This is a genomic window from Solidesulfovibrio sp. DCME, assembly GCF_049995385.1.
In the GTDB taxonomy this organism is placed as follows: domain Bacteria; phylum Desulfobacterota; class Desulfovibrionia; order Desulfovibrionales; family Desulfovibrionaceae; genus Solidesulfovibrio.
The window spans coordinates 1,961,335-1,977,417 of sequence record NZ_CP188261.1; the positions used below are offsets into that span (position 1 = coordinate 1,961,335).

Annotated in this window: 8 protein-coding genes; 4 read left to right on the forward strand and 4 right to left on the reverse strand. The window is 64.7% G+C overall.

The genetic code is table 11. The features are described 5' to 3' along the window. Positions 1-127: 127 nt before the first annotated feature. Complete coding sequence (locus tag ACP59X_RS08385; RefSeq protein ID WP_428567757.1) at positions 128-2,050, reverse strand: methyl-accepting chemotaxis protein; 1,923 nt, start codon at positions 2,048-2,050, stop codon at positions 128-130. A gap of 496 nt (positions 2,051-2,546) precedes the next feature. Between ACP59X_RS08385 and ACP59X_RS08390 the strand changes: the two genes are divergently transcribed. Next, positions 2,547-3,809, forward strand: a complete 1,263-nt coding sequence (locus ACP59X_RS08390; RefSeq protein ID WP_428567759.1) for a Kelch repeat-containing protein — start codon at positions 2,547-2,549, stop codon at positions 3,807-3,809. Positions 3,810-4,152: 343 nt separating this feature from the next. Here the strand turns inward: ACP59X_RS08390 and ACP59X_RS08395 are convergent, their stop codons facing one another. After that, complete coding sequence (locus ACP59X_RS08395) at positions 4,153-5,304, reverse strand: tRNA nucleotidyltransferase/poly(A) polymerase-related protein (RefSeq protein ID WP_428567762.1); 1,152 nt, start codon at positions 5,302-5,304, stop codon at positions 4,153-4,155. Positions 5,305-5,365: 61 nt separating this feature from the next. Between ACP59X_RS08395 and ACP59X_RS08400 the strand changes: the two genes are divergently transcribed. The 3 genes from ACP59X_RS08400 (at position 5,366) to ACP59X_RS08410 (ending at position 13,741) form a co-directional block, all read left to right on the forward strand. After that, positions 5,366-6,316, forward strand: coding sequence for a biotin--[acetyl-CoA-carboxylase] ligase (locus tag ACP59X_RS08400; protein ID WP_428567767.1), 951 nt, complete (start codon positions 5,366-5,368; stop codon positions 6,314-6,316). A 66-nt stretch (positions 6,317-6,382) separates the two neighbouring features. Beyond that, entirely contained in the window at positions 6,383-10,078 is a 3,696-nt protein-coding gene (locus tag ACP59X_RS08405) for a pyruvate carboxylase (protein WP_428567771.1), read from the forward strand. 75 nt (positions 10,079-10,153) lie between these two features. Beyond that, the gene (locus ACP59X_RS08410) at positions 10,154-13,741 is read left to right on the forward strand and encodes a PEP/pyruvate-binding domain-containing protein (RefSeq protein ID WP_428567774.1); all 3,588 of its coding nucleotides are present in this window, start codon (positions 10,154-10,156) and stop codon (positions 13,739-13,741) included. Between the two features lie 276 nt (positions 13,742-14,017). Here ACP59X_RS08410 and ACP59X_RS08415 read toward each other — a convergent pair whose 3' ends face one another. Together ACP59X_RS08415 and ACP59X_RS08420 are read right to left on the reverse strand one after the other, a co-directional pair. Beyond that, positions 14,018-14,299, reverse strand: coding sequence for a hypothetical protein (locus ACP59X_RS08415; RefSeq protein WP_428567776.1), 282 nt, complete (start codon positions 14,297-14,299; stop codon positions 14,018-14,020). Positions 14,300-14,517: 218 nt separating this feature from the next. Further along, on the reverse strand, positions 14,518-15,816 hold the full coding sequence (locus ACP59X_RS08420; protein ID WP_428567778.1) for a M23 family metallopeptidase: 1,299 nt from the start codon (positions 15,814-15,816) through the stop codon (positions 14,518-14,520). Between the last annotated feature and the right edge of the window lie 267 nt (positions 15,817-16,083).

The window sequence follows — 16,083 nt, forward strand, 5'->3', positions numbered from 1 at the left end:
GGGAGGGGCGCGGCCCCTCCCGGACCTCCCGCCGGGGGAAAATGCAATGGCCGAAGCCGCCGGGCTTCGGCCATTGCGCGTTTGGGGCCGCAACGGGCCTGGTCGGCCGGTTTTCGTGTGGCCGGTCCTAAAAGTTTTCGAATTCGCTGTCCGGGTCCGACTCGCCTTGCCGGAGCACGATATGCGTTCCGGCCTTGGCGTTTAGACGATGCCGCAGGCCGGCCTTGCCGGGCTGGAGGGCGGCCGCGGCGCGCCGGCCGTTGACGGCGCGCCGGTTTCTGCCGGTATCCTGGTCCTCCACCTGGAAAAAGGCTATGGTCGCCCGCAGCTGTTCGGACTGGCCGGAGAGCTCCTCGGCCGTTGAGGCCAGTTCCTCGGACGAACTGGCGTTTTGCTGGATGGTCTGGTCGAGTTGCTGGAGGGCCTTGTTGACCTGGGAGGCGCCGGAACTCTGTTCCTGGCTCGAAGCGCTGATTTCCTGTACGAGGTCGGCGGTCCGTTGGATGTTTGGCACAAGCTGGGCGAGCAGGCTCCCGGCCTTGGCCGACACGTCGGTGCTGTCCTTGGCCAGGCGGGTGATTTCCGCCGCGGCCTGCTGGCTGCGTTCGGCCAGTTTCCGGACCTCGGCGGCCACCACGGCGAAGCCCCGGCCGTGCTCGCCGGCCCGGGCCGCCTCCACGGCGGCGTTTAAGGCCAGCAGGTCGGTCTGACGGGCGATTTCCTCGATGATCGTGATCTTGCCGGCGATCTCCCGCATGGCCTCCACGGTGCGGGCCACGGCCTCGCCCGATTCCTTGGCGTCGGCGGCCGCCCGGGTCGCGATGGCTTCGGTCTGGCGGGCGTTGTCGGCATTTTGCTGGATGCCCGAGTTCATTTCCTCCATGGACGACGAGGATTGCTCTACGGCGGCCGCCTGTTCCGTGGCGCCCTGGGAGATGGCCTCGGCCGAGGCCGAGAGTTCTTCGCTGCCCGCGGCCACGTTGTCGGCCCCGGCCTGCACCTCGAGTACGACCTCGCTTAAGGCCGTGATCATTTCCCCAAGCGAGGCCAGCAGGACGTCGGCATCCGAACGCTTGCTCACCTTGACCCGCAGGTCGCCTTGGGCGAGCCGCCGGGCGATGTCCGCCACCTGTGCCTCGGCGGCGATCAGGGCGGCCATGGCGAGCAGCATGGAATCCTTGGGGCCGCGCGGCGTGGCATCCACGGTCAGGTCGCCCCGGGCGACGTGAGCCGTCAGTTCGGCCACGGATTTTTCCGAGGCGGCCATCTGGCGCAGGGAGTCGGCCAGCAGGCCCAGTTCGTCACGCTGGTCGATGTCGAGGGTCTGCTCCAGGTCGCCCTGGGCCAGGTGCCGGGCGTAGGCGCTGCACTTGGCCAGGGGCCGGGTCACCGAGCGCGAGGTGGTCAGGGAAATCACGAGGGCGAGCAGGGCGGCCGCCCCGGTAATCGTCATCAGGACGCGCGAGGCGGTGGTCCGCTGTTCGTCGAAGAGCCGATCCCCGGCCTCGCTTTCCTTGTCGAGAGACGCGACGATGGCTTCCAGGGGCTTCAGCGTCGTCTCACGGATGCCGTCCACCTGTCCGTCCAGGGCGCGCAACGCCTGTTCCACGGCCGGCAGAGACGGGTCGTTTTTGTCCGTCCGGACGAGCTGTTCGAGAAGCGGCAGCATCTTTTTTTCGAACAACTCGAAGTAGGCCCGGTAGTTCTCCGCGAACCGCCCGGCGTTGGCTCGTTCCTCGGGGGTGTCGCACAGGCTCTCGACCAGCCGGATGTCCTCCCGGGCCCGCTCCTTGGCCCTGGCAAAATCCTCCCTGGTCTGGGCGACGTCGCGGTTGATTTCCCCGTCGGCGATCACGGTGTACAGTTCGCTGACCCGCAAGGAGACGTCCATGACTTGCTTGGTCTCTTGCGACCGCTTGGCCCCGGCGTCCTGGATGTCACCCAGGCGGTCGATGACGCCTAGTTGATGAATGGCCAAGGCGATGAAGATTGCCATGACGAGCGAAAAACCGCCAAGCAGCCGGTAGCCGATTTTGATGTGCCGCAACATGCGAACCTCCGGTTTGTGGGCCAGGTGAGCGAGATAGGATGCAGTGTTCCACGCTCTGACGATCGCTTCTCACTGCCATCCCCGTTATGGCTAGAACAAAATGTCCAAACTTGTCGAGAGCTGTCCTTGCGGCTCGACCGCTGCGTTACTTCGGAGCGTCTCCAAGGGGGGGCAAACAGCGGGGCCCAGGTTTGGCGCAGCGTGTATGACTGTCCGCGATATGGCGCCCTCCGCCTGATTTTCTTGACGTTCCTTCCGCAAAAGGCTAACTTTAAATATCAGTGGTAGAGGTGTCGTTTTGCTTGGCGAAACGAATCGAATGCTGTTAGTGCGTCGATTCGGGTGAATTCCGATGATGTTGCATGGATACGAGTTCAAAAGTGATTCTTGCTTGATGACCATGATCCATTGACGTTGTTGCTAGGGGATCTTGTGGTTACGCTTGTACAGGCTGGGGCAGGCTTGCGCGGCGAAAACTGCATGGGCTGGGGGAGCTATGAAACGTCACAAATTATGTGTCGCGGTACTCGTTGGCTTGGCAATCTGCTACGGTTGCATGAATGCTGTTCCTGTCTACGCGCAAAATGGAGGCATTGCTTTTTCGGCCGGGCCGACGCTTTTCGTGGCGCGCATGTCACACGCGGCCTTCGTGCTTCCCGATGGCCGGGTCGTCCTTGCCGGTGGCCATGGCACTGATTTCGTGCCGTTGGCCAGTGCCGAAATATGGAATCCGGCGACCAGTGCGCATACCGGCTTTACGACGGTCTCTACGCACGATAACGGGGCCGTCGCCAAATTGAGCGACGGCCGCTATATTCTGGCCGGGGGCTCTTCGGACAGCCTCGGCGTCGGCTACTCGGTGACCGCAGAGATCTTTGACCCGGCGAACGATTCCTTTACCGCCACCGGAAATATGCACTATGCCCGCACGAGCAACAGCGCCGCCACGTTGTCCGACGGGAGGGTCCTGACCGCCGGCTGTTGGTATAATGCAACCTCGGCCGCTTACGGCGATCTGTTCGATCCAACGACGAATACGTTTACCGCCACCGGGGCATTGAATACCGCGCGGTCCAATCCCCGTGTGCTGCCTACGGCCGATGGTAAGGCCGTGGTGTTTGGTGGCATGGGGACGTATGGCTCGCCGTATATTGAGCAGGTCGAACTGTATGATCCGGACAGCAATAGTTTCAGCATCCTTCAGGACAATCTATTGCCCGAGGAAACAGGCTGGGTAACCCTGGGCAGTATGGGCGATACGAACGGAAACCTGGTTGACGCACAGAAACTGCCGGATGGCCGCTATCTTTTCCTTGCTGTAAACACCAGCCTCTCTTCTTATGCACTGGTGACGTTCAACCCGGCGACCAAGGCTTTCGCCAAGTTCGAAACCTCGCCCCCGCTGCCCTCGAACAGTGCGGTAAGCTTGTTGAACCCGCTCGTGGACACAAGCCACAACACGGTTTACCTCCTGGCCCAGGATCTCACCCAATCCTCCGGTACATTGCCGATTCAAACCCGGGTCTATCGGATCAACCTGGCCACAGGCGTTCGTTCGGATCCCGCGGGGACCTCGCCGCTGGATGGGTATCTCGGCAGCGTCGGCTTGAATCTGCTGCAGGATGGGCGCCTCTTCGTGTCCGGGGGGAATACGAGGACCGATTATTACTATAATTTTTATCCGACAGACAAAACATTTCTCGGTGATTTGATTGTTTCTGTTGTCAGAATGCCGCCACTATTACTTTTAATGCAGTAGCCTTTCGCTTGGGCTGCGCCTGCCAGGAGGCCGTCGCCTGCTGGGAAGGTGCCGTCCCGTTGCGGGGAGCCCCAAGGAGCGCGTCGGTTTCAAGCGGCAAAATCCGGGGCTGGCCAGGCTGCCGCTGCTGCCCATTCACCCGGAAGGCGTCTTTTCTTGCGTCAGGGCAGGGGGAGGGCCTGGGCGTCGATGATGGCACGAAAGGCCGGTGTGACGGCGTGGTCATCCACGATGTCCACGCGTATGGGCAAGCCGGAGGCGCAGAAGGCGCCCCTGGCCGCTTCCGGTCGAGGGCCACGCGCGTTCCTCCCGGAAGGCGCCCCGAACCGCAAGATCGTCGGCCCTAGGCGCCGGCGTCCGGTGTTTCGCGGGCCTTGTCGGCCTCGGCCAGTTTGTGGCAGCGCAACTGGCGCAGCTTCTCGCCCGAGGCCGGGCCGCGCATGCGCTGCTTGCCCGGCAGGTGCACCGACAGCAGGACCTTGAGGTCGCGCCGGGCCAGCGGCCAGACATCCTCGCCGGAGTCGGCCTGGACCACCTCGAACAGCGGTTCCACCATCTCGTGCTTGTGCAGCCACGACAGCATGTCCACCCGCGTCGACGGCCGCAGCTCGCTGTAGCGGGCCGCCTTCATGTGCAGCCGGGCCGCCGCCACGCCGGCCTCGCGGACCCGGTTGGGGAGCTTGAGCCGCCGGCCGAGCTCCTCGGCCACGTCCGCCCCGGCATCGTCGTGGCCGTGGTGGCGCGGCCAGAGGTCCTCGGGGGTCAGGGTCTTGCCCAGGTCGTGGCACACGGCCATCCAGCCGGCGATGGGCTTGCCGGCAAGCTGGTCGACGAGTTCGCACAGGTGGTCGAAGACGGTGTTGCCGCCGTGGTTCTCGGGCGGCCCGGCCGGGATGCCCCGGGCCGTTTCCAGTTCCGGCATCCAGGGCAGCAGGCAGCCGGTTTCGGCCAGGAGCCGGAAAAACCGGGACGGCTTGGCCGCGTCCAGGGCCTTGCGCACCTCCTGGGCCACCCGCTCGGCGAAGACGTCGCCCACGGCCCCGCAGGCGGCCACGGCCCGCATCTGGGCGATAAGCTCCGGATGGGCCGAAAAATCCGGCAGCGAGGCGGCGAACCGGGCCGCCCGGTAGACCCGCAGCGGGTCGTCGAACATGGACGTCTCGGCGCAGGGCCGCAGGATCCGGTCGCGCAGATCGGCCAGGGCCAGGGGGTGGAAGTGGAGGCGGCCGGCGATCTGGCGCGAATCGCCCATGGCGATGGCGTTGATCGTCAGGTCCCGGGCCAGGAGGTCCTCGCTGACGTCGCCGCCGCGCGGCCAGGCGTACTGGGCGCTGCCGAGCATGAACACCGGGAAGGTCTTGCCGACCTGCCGGGCTCTCCGATACCGTCGCACGAAAGCCTCGGGCGTGGCGTCGACAATGAGGTAATCCTGGTCCACCACCGGCCGCCCGAGCAGAATGTCGCGGACCGCGCCGCCGACGAGATACCGTTTCATGAGTGACTCCGGGGCGGACATTGGCCCAAACGCCTTGAAAAATCCAGCGGACAATCCTCCCATGACCCAAAACCCCTTTGCCGGGGGCGGCGTGTGGCTGTGGCGCGACGGCGCCCCGGGCCTGGCCGAGCCCCTGTCCCTGGCCGCCCTGGCCGCCGCTCATCCCTTGTGGGCGGCCGACGCGGCCCGCCTCGCCCCCTGGCGCGAGGTCGTCCTTGGCCCCGAGTGCGGTCCGGCGGCCGGGCGGTGGCTTCTGGCTGCGGGCGCCGCCGGCCAGGCCGCCCCGGCGGCCCTGGTGGTCGGCCGGTGCGCCTCGAGCCTGGACGTGGCCCGGGCCTTCGGCGAAGCCGGGCTGCTTAAGCCGTTCGCCTCGGTCGTGGCCGTGTCCCAGGCAAGCGGCCGGGGGCAGTTGCGGCGGGCCTGGGAGTCGCCGCCGGGCAATTGTTATGCCGCCCTGGCCTGGCCGGCCGGCGGGGGTGAGCTGGAGGCGGCCGCGCCGGTGGTGGTGGGGGCCTGCCTGGCCGAGGCCCTCTATGGGCGCGGATTCGCTGTTCGCGTCAAGTGGCCGAACGATCTTCTGATTGACGACCGGAAAATCGGTGGCATCCTGGTGGAGGAGCGGGGCGGGCTGCTGCTGGCCGGCGTGGGGCTCAATCTGGCCCTGGCGCCCGACCCGGCCAGGCTGCGGCGCGACCATGCCGCGCAGGCCTCGTGCCTGGCGGCTTTTGGCGAGGTTCCCGGCGCGGTTACGCTGTGGGCCGACCTTGTGAAGTCCGGCCAAACCTGCTACTTCCGGTGCGTTGCGGTATCGGGCTCGCGGGAGTTGTCCCGTTTTCTGGAGGACCGTCTGGCCTGGCTTGGCCAGGAGGTGCTCGTACGCGAGGGCGGATCGCACGAATTTCGGGCGCGCATCGTCGGTCTGGCCGGGGACGGGGGACTGCGGTTGCTGCGGGACGGCGCGGGCCCCGGGCAGGTTATGAAGCTTCATAGCGGGAGCATATCCCTCCTTTGATGCCGGCCCCCGCCGGACCGTCACACGAGACAATGGGCAATCTCGCCCCAGGGGTTAGAGGACAGCATGATCGCCAAGACGTTTCTGGAAGTGCTTTCCGAGGTGGAAGGCAAGAAGATCCTGGTCGCCAACCGGGGCATTTCCGCCCGTCGGGTACTGCGTTCCATCCGCGAACGGCTGCGTGCCATTCCGGTCCTGACCGTCACCGACGTGGACATGACTTCCCCGGCCACGGCCGGGGCCCACGAGCTCATCACCCTGGGCGCCGACCCCAGGGCCTATCTCGATATCGACGGCATCATCAAGAAGGCCAAGGCCCACGGCGTGGTGGCCATCCACCCCGGCTGGGGCTTCGCGTCCGAGGACAGCGAATTCCCGCGCAAATGCGCCGAGGCCGGCATCATCTTCATCGGCTCCTCGGCCGAGGCCATGCAGAGCCTGGGCAACAAGGTCGAGGTGCGCCGCCTGGCCATGGGCATGGGCATCCCGGTGGTGCCCGGCTCCGAGGGCTCGGTCACCATTCCCGAGGCCCGGGAGATCGCCAAAAAAATCGGTTTTCCCATCATGCTCAAGGCCGAGGGCGGCGGCGGCGGCCGGGGCATCTACGAGATCTACTCCGAGGCCCAGCTCGAATCCGCCTTTTCCAAGGCCTCGGCCATGGCCCAAGCCTCCTTCGGCAACCCGCGCCTTTTTGTCGAAAAGCTTTTGACCTCCGTGCGCCACATCGAGATCCAGGTGGCGGCCGACAAGCACGGCAACGTCTTCGCCTTCGACGAACGCGACTGCTCGGTGCAGCGCAACCACCAAAAGCTCGTGGAGATCACGCCCTCGCCCTGGCGCGGCATGACCGACGAACTGCGCCAGCGCCTCAAAGACTACGCCGAGCGCCTGGTGCGCGAAACGGGCTACTATTCCCTGGCCACGGTGGAATTTCTGGTCGATGCCGAGGGCGAGCCCTACCTCATCGAGGTCAACACCCGGCTGCAGGTCGAGCACGGCATCACCGAATGCCGCTACGGCGTGGACCTGGTCGAGGAGCAGATCAACATCGCCTTCGGCGGCAAGCTGCGCTTCAACTGCGGCGACACCAGGCCCTTCTTGCACGCCATGCAGTTGCGCATCAACTGCGAGGACCCGAAGAAAAACTTCACGCCCAACGCCGGGCTGATCGCCCGCTACCTGTCGCCCGGCGGCCAGGGCATCCGGCTGGATTCCTGCCTGTCGGCCGGCTACGAGTTCCCGACCCAGTACGATTCCGCCGGCGCGCTTTTGATCTCCTACGGCCGCAACTGGCCCAAGGTCGTGGCCGTCATGGAGCGGGCGCTGCGCGAGTACATCGTGGGCGGCCTCAAGACGACCATTCCCTTCCACCGCCAGATCCTGCGCAACCCGGATTTCATGAAGGGCGAGTTCGACACCAAGTTCATCGCCGACAACCCGTACCTGCTCAACTACCTCGACGAGGAGCCCGAGGCGTTGCGCCTGTCGTGGCTCGTGGCCGACATCGCCGCCCGGGGCTACAACCCCCACGTCATGCTCGGCAAGTACCGGGGCCGGGCCGACTACCGCCTGGGCCGCTTCAAGCCCTATCTGCCGGACGCCGACCTGCGCAAATACGAGAGCCCCTACCCGCGCGGCGACCGCAAGGGCATCCTCGACGCGGTGCGCGACTCGGGCAAGGTCCATTTCGTGGACACCACCTGCCGCGACATCACCCAGTCCAACAGCGGCAACCGCTTCCGCCTGGCCGAGGACGAGCTGGTCGGCCCCTACCTCGACAACTGCGGCTTTTTCTCCCTGGAAAACGGCGGCGGCGCCCACTTCCACGTGGCCATGATGGCCAACATGACCTACCCCTTCACCGAGGCGGCCCGCTGGAACCAGTTCGCGCCGAAAACCCTCAAGCAGCTTTTAATCCGCTCCACCAACGTGCTCGGCTACAAGCCCCAGCCCCGCAACCTCATGCGGCTGACGGGCGAGATGATCTGCGAGCACTACGACGTCATCCGCTGCTTCGATTTCTTAAACCACATCGACAACATGTATCCCTTCGCCGAGGTCGCCCTGTCGCGGCCCGGCATCATCTTCGAGCCGGCCATCTCGTTCTCCTTCGCCAAGGGCTTCGACGTCGCCCACTACCTGGGCGTACTCGAGGCCATCCTCGACCAGGTGGCCAAGGCCGGCGGCATGACCAAGGCCAAGGCGGCGGGGAGCATCATCCTGTGCCTCAAGGACATGGCCGGCATGTGCCCGCCCCGGTTCGTCAAGGCCATGGTGGCGGCCATCCGCAAGGCCTACCCGCAACTCGTCCTCGACTACCACCGCCACTACACCGACGGCCTGTTCGTGCCGGCCGTGGGCGCGGCGGCCGAGGCCGGCTGCCACATCGTGGACACGGCCATCGGCGCCTCGGTGCGCTGGTACGGCCAGGGCGAGGTGCTCGGCACGGCGGCCTACATCGAGGAGGACCTGGGCGTGCCCGTGTCCCTGACCAGGGACAACAAGGAGATGATCCGGGCCTCCAACTTCGTGCTCAAGCAGATCATGCCCTATTACGACCGCTACACCGCCCCGTACTTCCAGGGCATCGACTACGACGTCGTCGGCCACGCCATGCCCGGCGGGGCCACGTCCTCGTCCCAGGAAGGGGCCATGAAGCAGGGCTACATCCATCTGCTTCCTTACATGCTCAAGTTCCTGGCCGGCACCCGCAAGATCGTGCGCTACCACGACGTCACCCCCGGTTCCCAGATCACCTGGAACACGGCCTTTCTGGCCGTTACCAGCGCCTACAAGGCCGGCGGCGAGCGGGCCGTCAAGGACATGCTCGAGGTCCTCGAGGCCGTGTCCGAACACCCGGACGAGTGCCTGACCCCGGCCGCCCGCCACGACCGGCTGCTTTTGTACGCCAACTGCAACGACGCCTTCCGCAACCTCCTGCTCGGCAAATTCGGCAAGATGCCCCTTGGCTTCCCGCCGGACTGGGTCTACGAAAGTGCCTTTGGGGCGGACTGGAAAAAGGCCGTGGCCGAACGCACCGAAGTCTCCCCCCTGGACAGCCTGGGCGAGGTGGACATCGAGGCCGAGATGGAGAACCTCACCAAGCAGATCGGCCGCGAACCCACCAACGAGGAGTTCGTGCTGTACTTGAACCATCCCGGCGATGCCCTGAAGACCTTCGAATTCCGCAAGAAATTCGGCGACCCCAACAGGCTGCCCCTGGACGTCTGGTTCGAGGGCCTGGAGCCCGGCGAGGAGTTGCTGTTTTCCGACAGCCTGGGCAAGCCCCACCACATGGCCATCATGAACATCTCCCAGCCCGACGAAAGCGGCCTGTCCACGGTGCGCTATGTCCTCGATTCCGAGATCCTGACCCACCAGGTGCCCGTGGCCGCGCCCAAGGGCGGCGCCGCGCCCCAGGTGGAGATGGCCGACCCGAAAAATCCCTACCATGTGGGCGCGCCCGTTTCCGGCGACCTGTGGGTCATGCAGGTCAGCCCCAACGACTACATCAAGGCCGGGGAAGAGCTGTTCAACATCTCGGTCATGAAGCAGGAAAAATCCGTGGCCGCGCCCATTGACGGCATGGTCCGGCGGGTGCTCAAAAACGCCGATTACGCCAACGACCGCAAGATGGTCCCGGTCAAGGAAGGAGAACTGCTGGTCGAACTGGGGCCGGTCACCAAGGACTGCCCCATCTGCCATCAGCCCGTAGCCGAGGAACATTACAAGTATTGCCCCAACTGCGGCCAGCAGGTGTAAGTTTCGCCACGAACATGTAACGGCGGCCCCCTGGACGGAGCGGGCCGCCGGTCCGGAAGAGACAAGGAGGGGAGAATGGCCAAGACCAACGCCAAGGATACGCCGCGCCAGGAGGACGCCACGTCCGCCAAGACCGAAGGCGCCGGCATCGATACCGCCACCACGCTGATCCTCACTGGCGCCGACATCGTCGCCATCGGCGAGGAAGCCGAAATCCTCGTCGGCGGCAAGAACTACAATACCGCGCTCATCAGCCAGATCGCCGGCATCCGCGCGCCCCAGTTCCGGGCCGTATCCTCCGTGGCCTTTCACCGCGTCCTCGACGAGACCAAGGTCAACGCCTCGCTGATCCGCGAGGTCGTCAACGACGGCTACCGCCGGGTCAACTGGAACGACGAGGAAGTCAACAGCGACCCCGAATACGTCAAAAACCTGGTGCGCGACCTGGCCGAAGAGGCCAAGGCCAAGATGGCCGACGCCCCGGGCTCCGCCATCAAGCTGCGCACCTTCGTCAACAACGTGGTCGAGGGCTTCGCTACCTCCCCCGAAGGCATCGACCAGTTGCGCAAGCGGTCCGTTCTCGTCCAGGTCGCCATCCTCTCTGTCGACATGCCGGCCGAGGTCCGCGAGGCCGTGTCCAACGCCTACAACGACATCTGCCGCGACGCCGGCCTCGAAGACGTGCCCGTGGCCGTGCGCTCCTCGGCCGCCGGCGAGGACAGCCGCAAGAAGGCCTTTGCCGGGCTCCAGGACACCTACCTCAATATCGTCGGCGCCGTGCAGGCCGTGCGCGCCTACCAGTGGGACTGCGCCTCGGCCTACAACCTGCGCTCCATGACCTACCGCCGCGAGGCCATCCTCGACGCCGTGGCCGTGGCCGAACGCACCGGCGACAACTCCATCGCCGAAACGGCCAAGCAGGAATGGGCCATCGAGAACACCTCGCTGTCCGTGTGCATCATGCGCATGATCAACCCCGTGATTTCCGGCACGGCCTTCGCCGCCGACACGGCCACCGGCTGCCGGGGCACCTCGCGCCACGACCTGGTGTCCATCGACGCCAGCTACGGCCTCGGCGAGGCCGTGGTCGGCGGCATGGTCACCCCGGACAAGCTCTACGTCTTCCAGCGCGACGACGGCTCCGAGGTCGTCATCCGCAACATGGGCTACAAGGACAAGAAGATCGTCTACGACGACAAGGCGGGCGGCACCAAGCTCATCAAGGTCTCCGACGAGGAGGCCTACCGCTGGGCCCTGTCCCTGGCCCAGGCCGAGGAGGTCGCCCGGGGCGTGCGCGCCATCAGCGTGGCCTATGGCGGCTGCATCATGGACACGGAATTTTGCATCGACCAGTCCGACCGCCTGTGGTTCGTCCAGGCCCGGCCCGAGACCCGCTGGAACGAGGAGCTCGAACGCCATCCCCACACCATCTTCATGCGCCGCATGGAAGTGGAGAAAAAGGCCGTGGCCACGGCCGAGGTCATCCTCGAGGGCAACGGCGCCTCGCGCGGCGCCGGCCAGGGCATGGTGCGCTTTTTGCGCTCGGCCCTGGAACTCAACAAGATCCAGAAGGGCGACATCCTGGCCGCCGAGCGCACCGACCCGGACATGGTGCCGGGCATGCGCGTGGCCTCGGCCATCCTGGCCGACGCCGGCGGCGACACCAGCCATGCCGCCATCACCTCCCGGGAGCTGGGCATCCCGGCCGTCATCGGCATCCAGCGCGCCGAAACCCTGCGCTCCCTGGACGGCCAGTACGTCACCGTGGACGGCTCGCGCGGCTGCGTCTACCGGGGCCTTTTGCCCCTGCAGGAAGTCGGCGGCGAGATGGACCTGTCGGCCTTGCCCACGACCAAGACCAAGGTCGGGTTGATCCTGGCCGACGTCGGGCAGGCCCTTTTCCTGTCGCGGCTGCGCAACGTCCCGGACTTCGAGGTGGGGCTCCTTCGCGCCGAGTTCATGCTCGGCAACATCGGCGTCCACCCCCAGGCGCTGGAGGCCTACGACAACGGCACCCTGCCGAGCCTGATCGAAAGCAAGGTCAAGCAGCTCGACGCCAAGCTGACCAAGGTCGTGCGCGAGCAGCTGGCCGCCGGCTACATCAACGTCCAGATCAAGCTGCGCGGCTACGTCGGGCTCATCACCGGCCTGGCCGCCGAGCTCGACGCCCTGGCCGACCACGCCGGCGCCCGGGGCACCGACGAGGTCATGGCCGTGCACCGCCAGATCCGCGAGCTCGACAAGCGGCTCGACCACCACCTGGAGGAGGTCACCCGCCGCCTGGACCTGCTCAAGACCTCGGCCGACCTGGCCACCCACGTGGCCATCATCCTCGGCTACTGGGACGAGCTCCAGGAAAAGGCCACCGATCCCGACGCGGTCAAGCGTCGCTACGAGATCAAGGCCCGCATCGAGGAGCGCGTGGCCGCCGTGGCCGACGAGCCCATGGTCAAGGACACCCTGGACAAGATCGCCACCATGCGCCGGGACGTCGCCCGCCAGGTCGGCATCAAGAGCCAGATCGACGACCTCGAGGCGCTGTTGGGCAAGATCCGCAAGCAGCTCTTCTCCCGAGGCTTCCGCAGCGGCAAGGAGCTCTACGTCCAGACCCTGTCCCAGGGCCTGGGGCTTTTCGCCATGGCCTTCCACGGCAAGCCCATCCTCTACCGCACCACGGACTTCAAATCCAACGAGTACCGCAACCTCCTTGGCGGCAACCTCTTCGAGACCCTGGAAGACAACCCCATGCTCGGTTTCCGGGGCGTGTCCCGCAACATCCACGACTGGGAGATCGAGTCCTTCAAGCTGGCCCGGGGCATCTTCGGCGGCAAGAACCTCCACATCATGCTGCCCTTCGTGCGCACGGTGGAGGAGGCCACGGCCATGAAGCGCTACCTCGAACGGGTGCACAAGCTGCACTCCGGCGACGAGGGGCTCAAGATGTTCATCATGTCCGAGATCCCGAGCAACGCGATTTTGGCCAAGCAGTTCATCCAGGAGTTCGACGGCTTCTCCATCGGCTCCAACGACATGACCCAGATGGTGCTCGGCACGGACCGCGACAACCCGGCCCTGCGCCACATCTACGACGAGGAGGACCCGGCCGTGGTCTGGGCCGTGCTCGTCACCATCTTCGCCGGCCAGAAGTTCGGCAAGAAGGTGGGCTTTTGCGGCCAGGGCGTGTCCAACAGCCTCATTCTGCGGGGACTGGTCGCCATCGCCGGCATCGTCTGCGCCTCGGTGGTGCCCGACACCTACTACCGCACCAAGTTCGACATGGCCCACGTGGAAGCCGAGGACATCCCGGTCAGCCGCCTGGGCGAATGGCTGGCCACCCAGCACCTGGACCGCCTCAAGGGGGTGCTGCACGCCAACAAGTACGACCATATCGCCAAGAAGTACGACACCGCCGCCGACATCAAGGACTGGTACGACGGGGAGCTCACGCGCCTGGCCGAACAGCTGCGCGAGAACCTGGAGAGCCCCAAGGCCAACTTCTACCGCCAGGAGATGGAGAGCTTCCGCCGGCTTTTCCACAAGCCGGTGCTCTACGCCACCTGGGACTGGCCGGGCACGGTCTACGACGCCCTGCGCCAGGCCGGCTTCGACTCCTTCAAGGAGCAGGCCGACGCCCTGTCCGCCCAGCGGCTCAAGAAGTGGTGATATCTGGTCGAGGAAATGCCTCCGGCGGCCGGGAGGGGCGCGGCCCCTCCCGGACCTCCCGGGAAAAGGAAAACGGCCGTCCGGGTGTTGCCCGGGCGGCCGTTTTATGTTCTGGGTACTGGAACAGTATCCATCTCTTCGCTCCCTTGGCCAGGAGGGGATGGGTGTATAACAAGTTTTTTATCTTCTATGGAGATGCTGCGGTTTACTGCTATTGTGTGCGTTGCAATAAGGAAGTCTTGCCTTGACACGTGTTGTTGAGAAGTTCGATGTGGATCAATATTCTTTCCAGTTGTCAGCGAGCCATTTTGCAACTTTTGATTGTTGCCGAATGTCGCCAGGAAGATGTTCCTTTATCATTTTCTCTGTCTTGAGACCTGATTGCTTGTTGGCTAGGGCATGCTTTTTGGCGAAGGAATTGATCATATACAAAACTTCATAACCTTCGTTGCGGTTTAATAAAGTGCTATCTGGTTCTCCTGTGATTTTAGGGTTGTCGGTAGCATACGTTGTCCAACTGTAGCTGTGGCGAAGATCGCTTTTGGTAAGTAATGCCATCGGATTTCTCCAGCAAAATTTTTCATGATTTATATTTATTTATCTATTTATATGCAAGAAGATTTTTAAAGGATTTTCGAATCTTGGCAACCTGTCTGATGCGCCGGTCAAGTTGCCAAGATTCTGATAATTCGTATTTTCTTATGATAAATTAAGGGAGATTGCTTGAAAAGCAATCTGACCTATGATGGATGTTGGATCAGGATGATCCCCTTTAATTACAGCTTGTTGAGGATGTTGTCGTCGATCCAGTGCTGGTCCCACCATTCGATGGGCGAGGTCTCGTGGCCGGCCACCAGCACGCCGAAATGCAGGTGGTCGCCGCCGGCCAGGCCGCTGACGCCGGTCTTGCCGATCATGTCGCCCTTCTTGACGTCCTGGCCGACCTGGACATTGATCTGGCGCAGGTGGGCGTAAAGCGTTTGCAGGCCCAGCCCGTGGTCCACGATGACCGTTTCGCCGTAGATGCCCAGAAACCCGGCGAAGACCACCTTGCCGGCATTGGCCGCCGGCACCGGCGCGCCCTCCAGCGAAGCCAGGTCCACGCCCATGTGCGTCTGCTGGTCGATCTCCTTGTTCTGGTAATAGTAGGTCCGGTGGTCGCCGAAACCGGCGCGCGGGGCGGCGTTGGGCAGGCGCAGGAAGGCCTTTTTGTCCCAGAGGATGGCCGGCGCCGACTTCTGGGCCAGTTCGTGCAAAAAGACGCTGTTTTGCTTGCGGATGTCGTTGTTCACCCGCAGGTAGATCTTGAGGTTGTCCCGCGTGTCCGTGATGATGTCGTAGTATTGCGGCATCTTGGATTCGAGGAAGGCGTCGGAGATGTTGAGCTTGTCCTGGCGGAACTTGCGCGGGATGGCCTGGTAGCGGAAGGTGGCCACGGCCTGGTTGCCGGCCTTGTCCGTGACCGTGACCTTGGGCACGAAATTTTTCGGGTCCATGTCGTAGGGGAAGACGTAAAACCCGAAATACTTGCCGTTGTCCAGCTTGTAGGCCGGGAAGAACTCCTGGCCCACGACCACGCCGGCGCGTTCGGCCTCCTCGTTGACCTGGAAGGACACCGCCCCGACACCGCCCTGGCGCACGTTGTGGGCCAGGCTCGTGATCTCCACACGCGGCGGCGTGGTGTCGAGCGTCATCTGCTTTTCGAGCCGGGCAGTGTTGCCGGCGCCGAAATTGGCCAACGAGCGGTCCGTGACCGTGACGGTCAGGCCGAAGGCGCCGTCGCGAAGCCCGGCCGGCTCCAGGGTGAACTTTTCCACCGCGTCCTTGACCGGTGTGGCATAGTTCTGGTCGAGCAGGGTGATCTGCTTGTCCCCCTGGGTCACCACCACCTTGGCGTTTTTGAGCCCCGCGCCGGCATCGGCCAGGTTCAGGCTGAATTCGCGCTTGGGCGCGGCCACGTCGTTGGCCGGGGACAGGGCGATCGTGGGCCTCACGGTGTCGGTCAGGAAAAAATAGCCGCAGGCGGCGCCGATAATGGCCAAAACCATGACGACGCCGAAAACGAGTTTCTTCATTGCGTGGTTCCTTATCCTTGCGCCCGCTTCATAACGGCCGAGGCCAGGCAGTGCAAGGGCCGCGGCATGGCCGCTGCCGCCGGCCGGCCGGGCCACTCCCCTGACGCGTCGTACCGTCCGGGTCGTGCCCTGCCTTGCCGTGCCGGCCGTGCCGGCCTCCGGTCCAGTTCGCGATTGCCAGGCGAAATGGTGCCTGGCCGTGCCGGCCGGGCCGCCCCCTTGCCCTGAAGCGCTGCGCCGGGTAGGGAGGGGTATTGTCGGTAACGG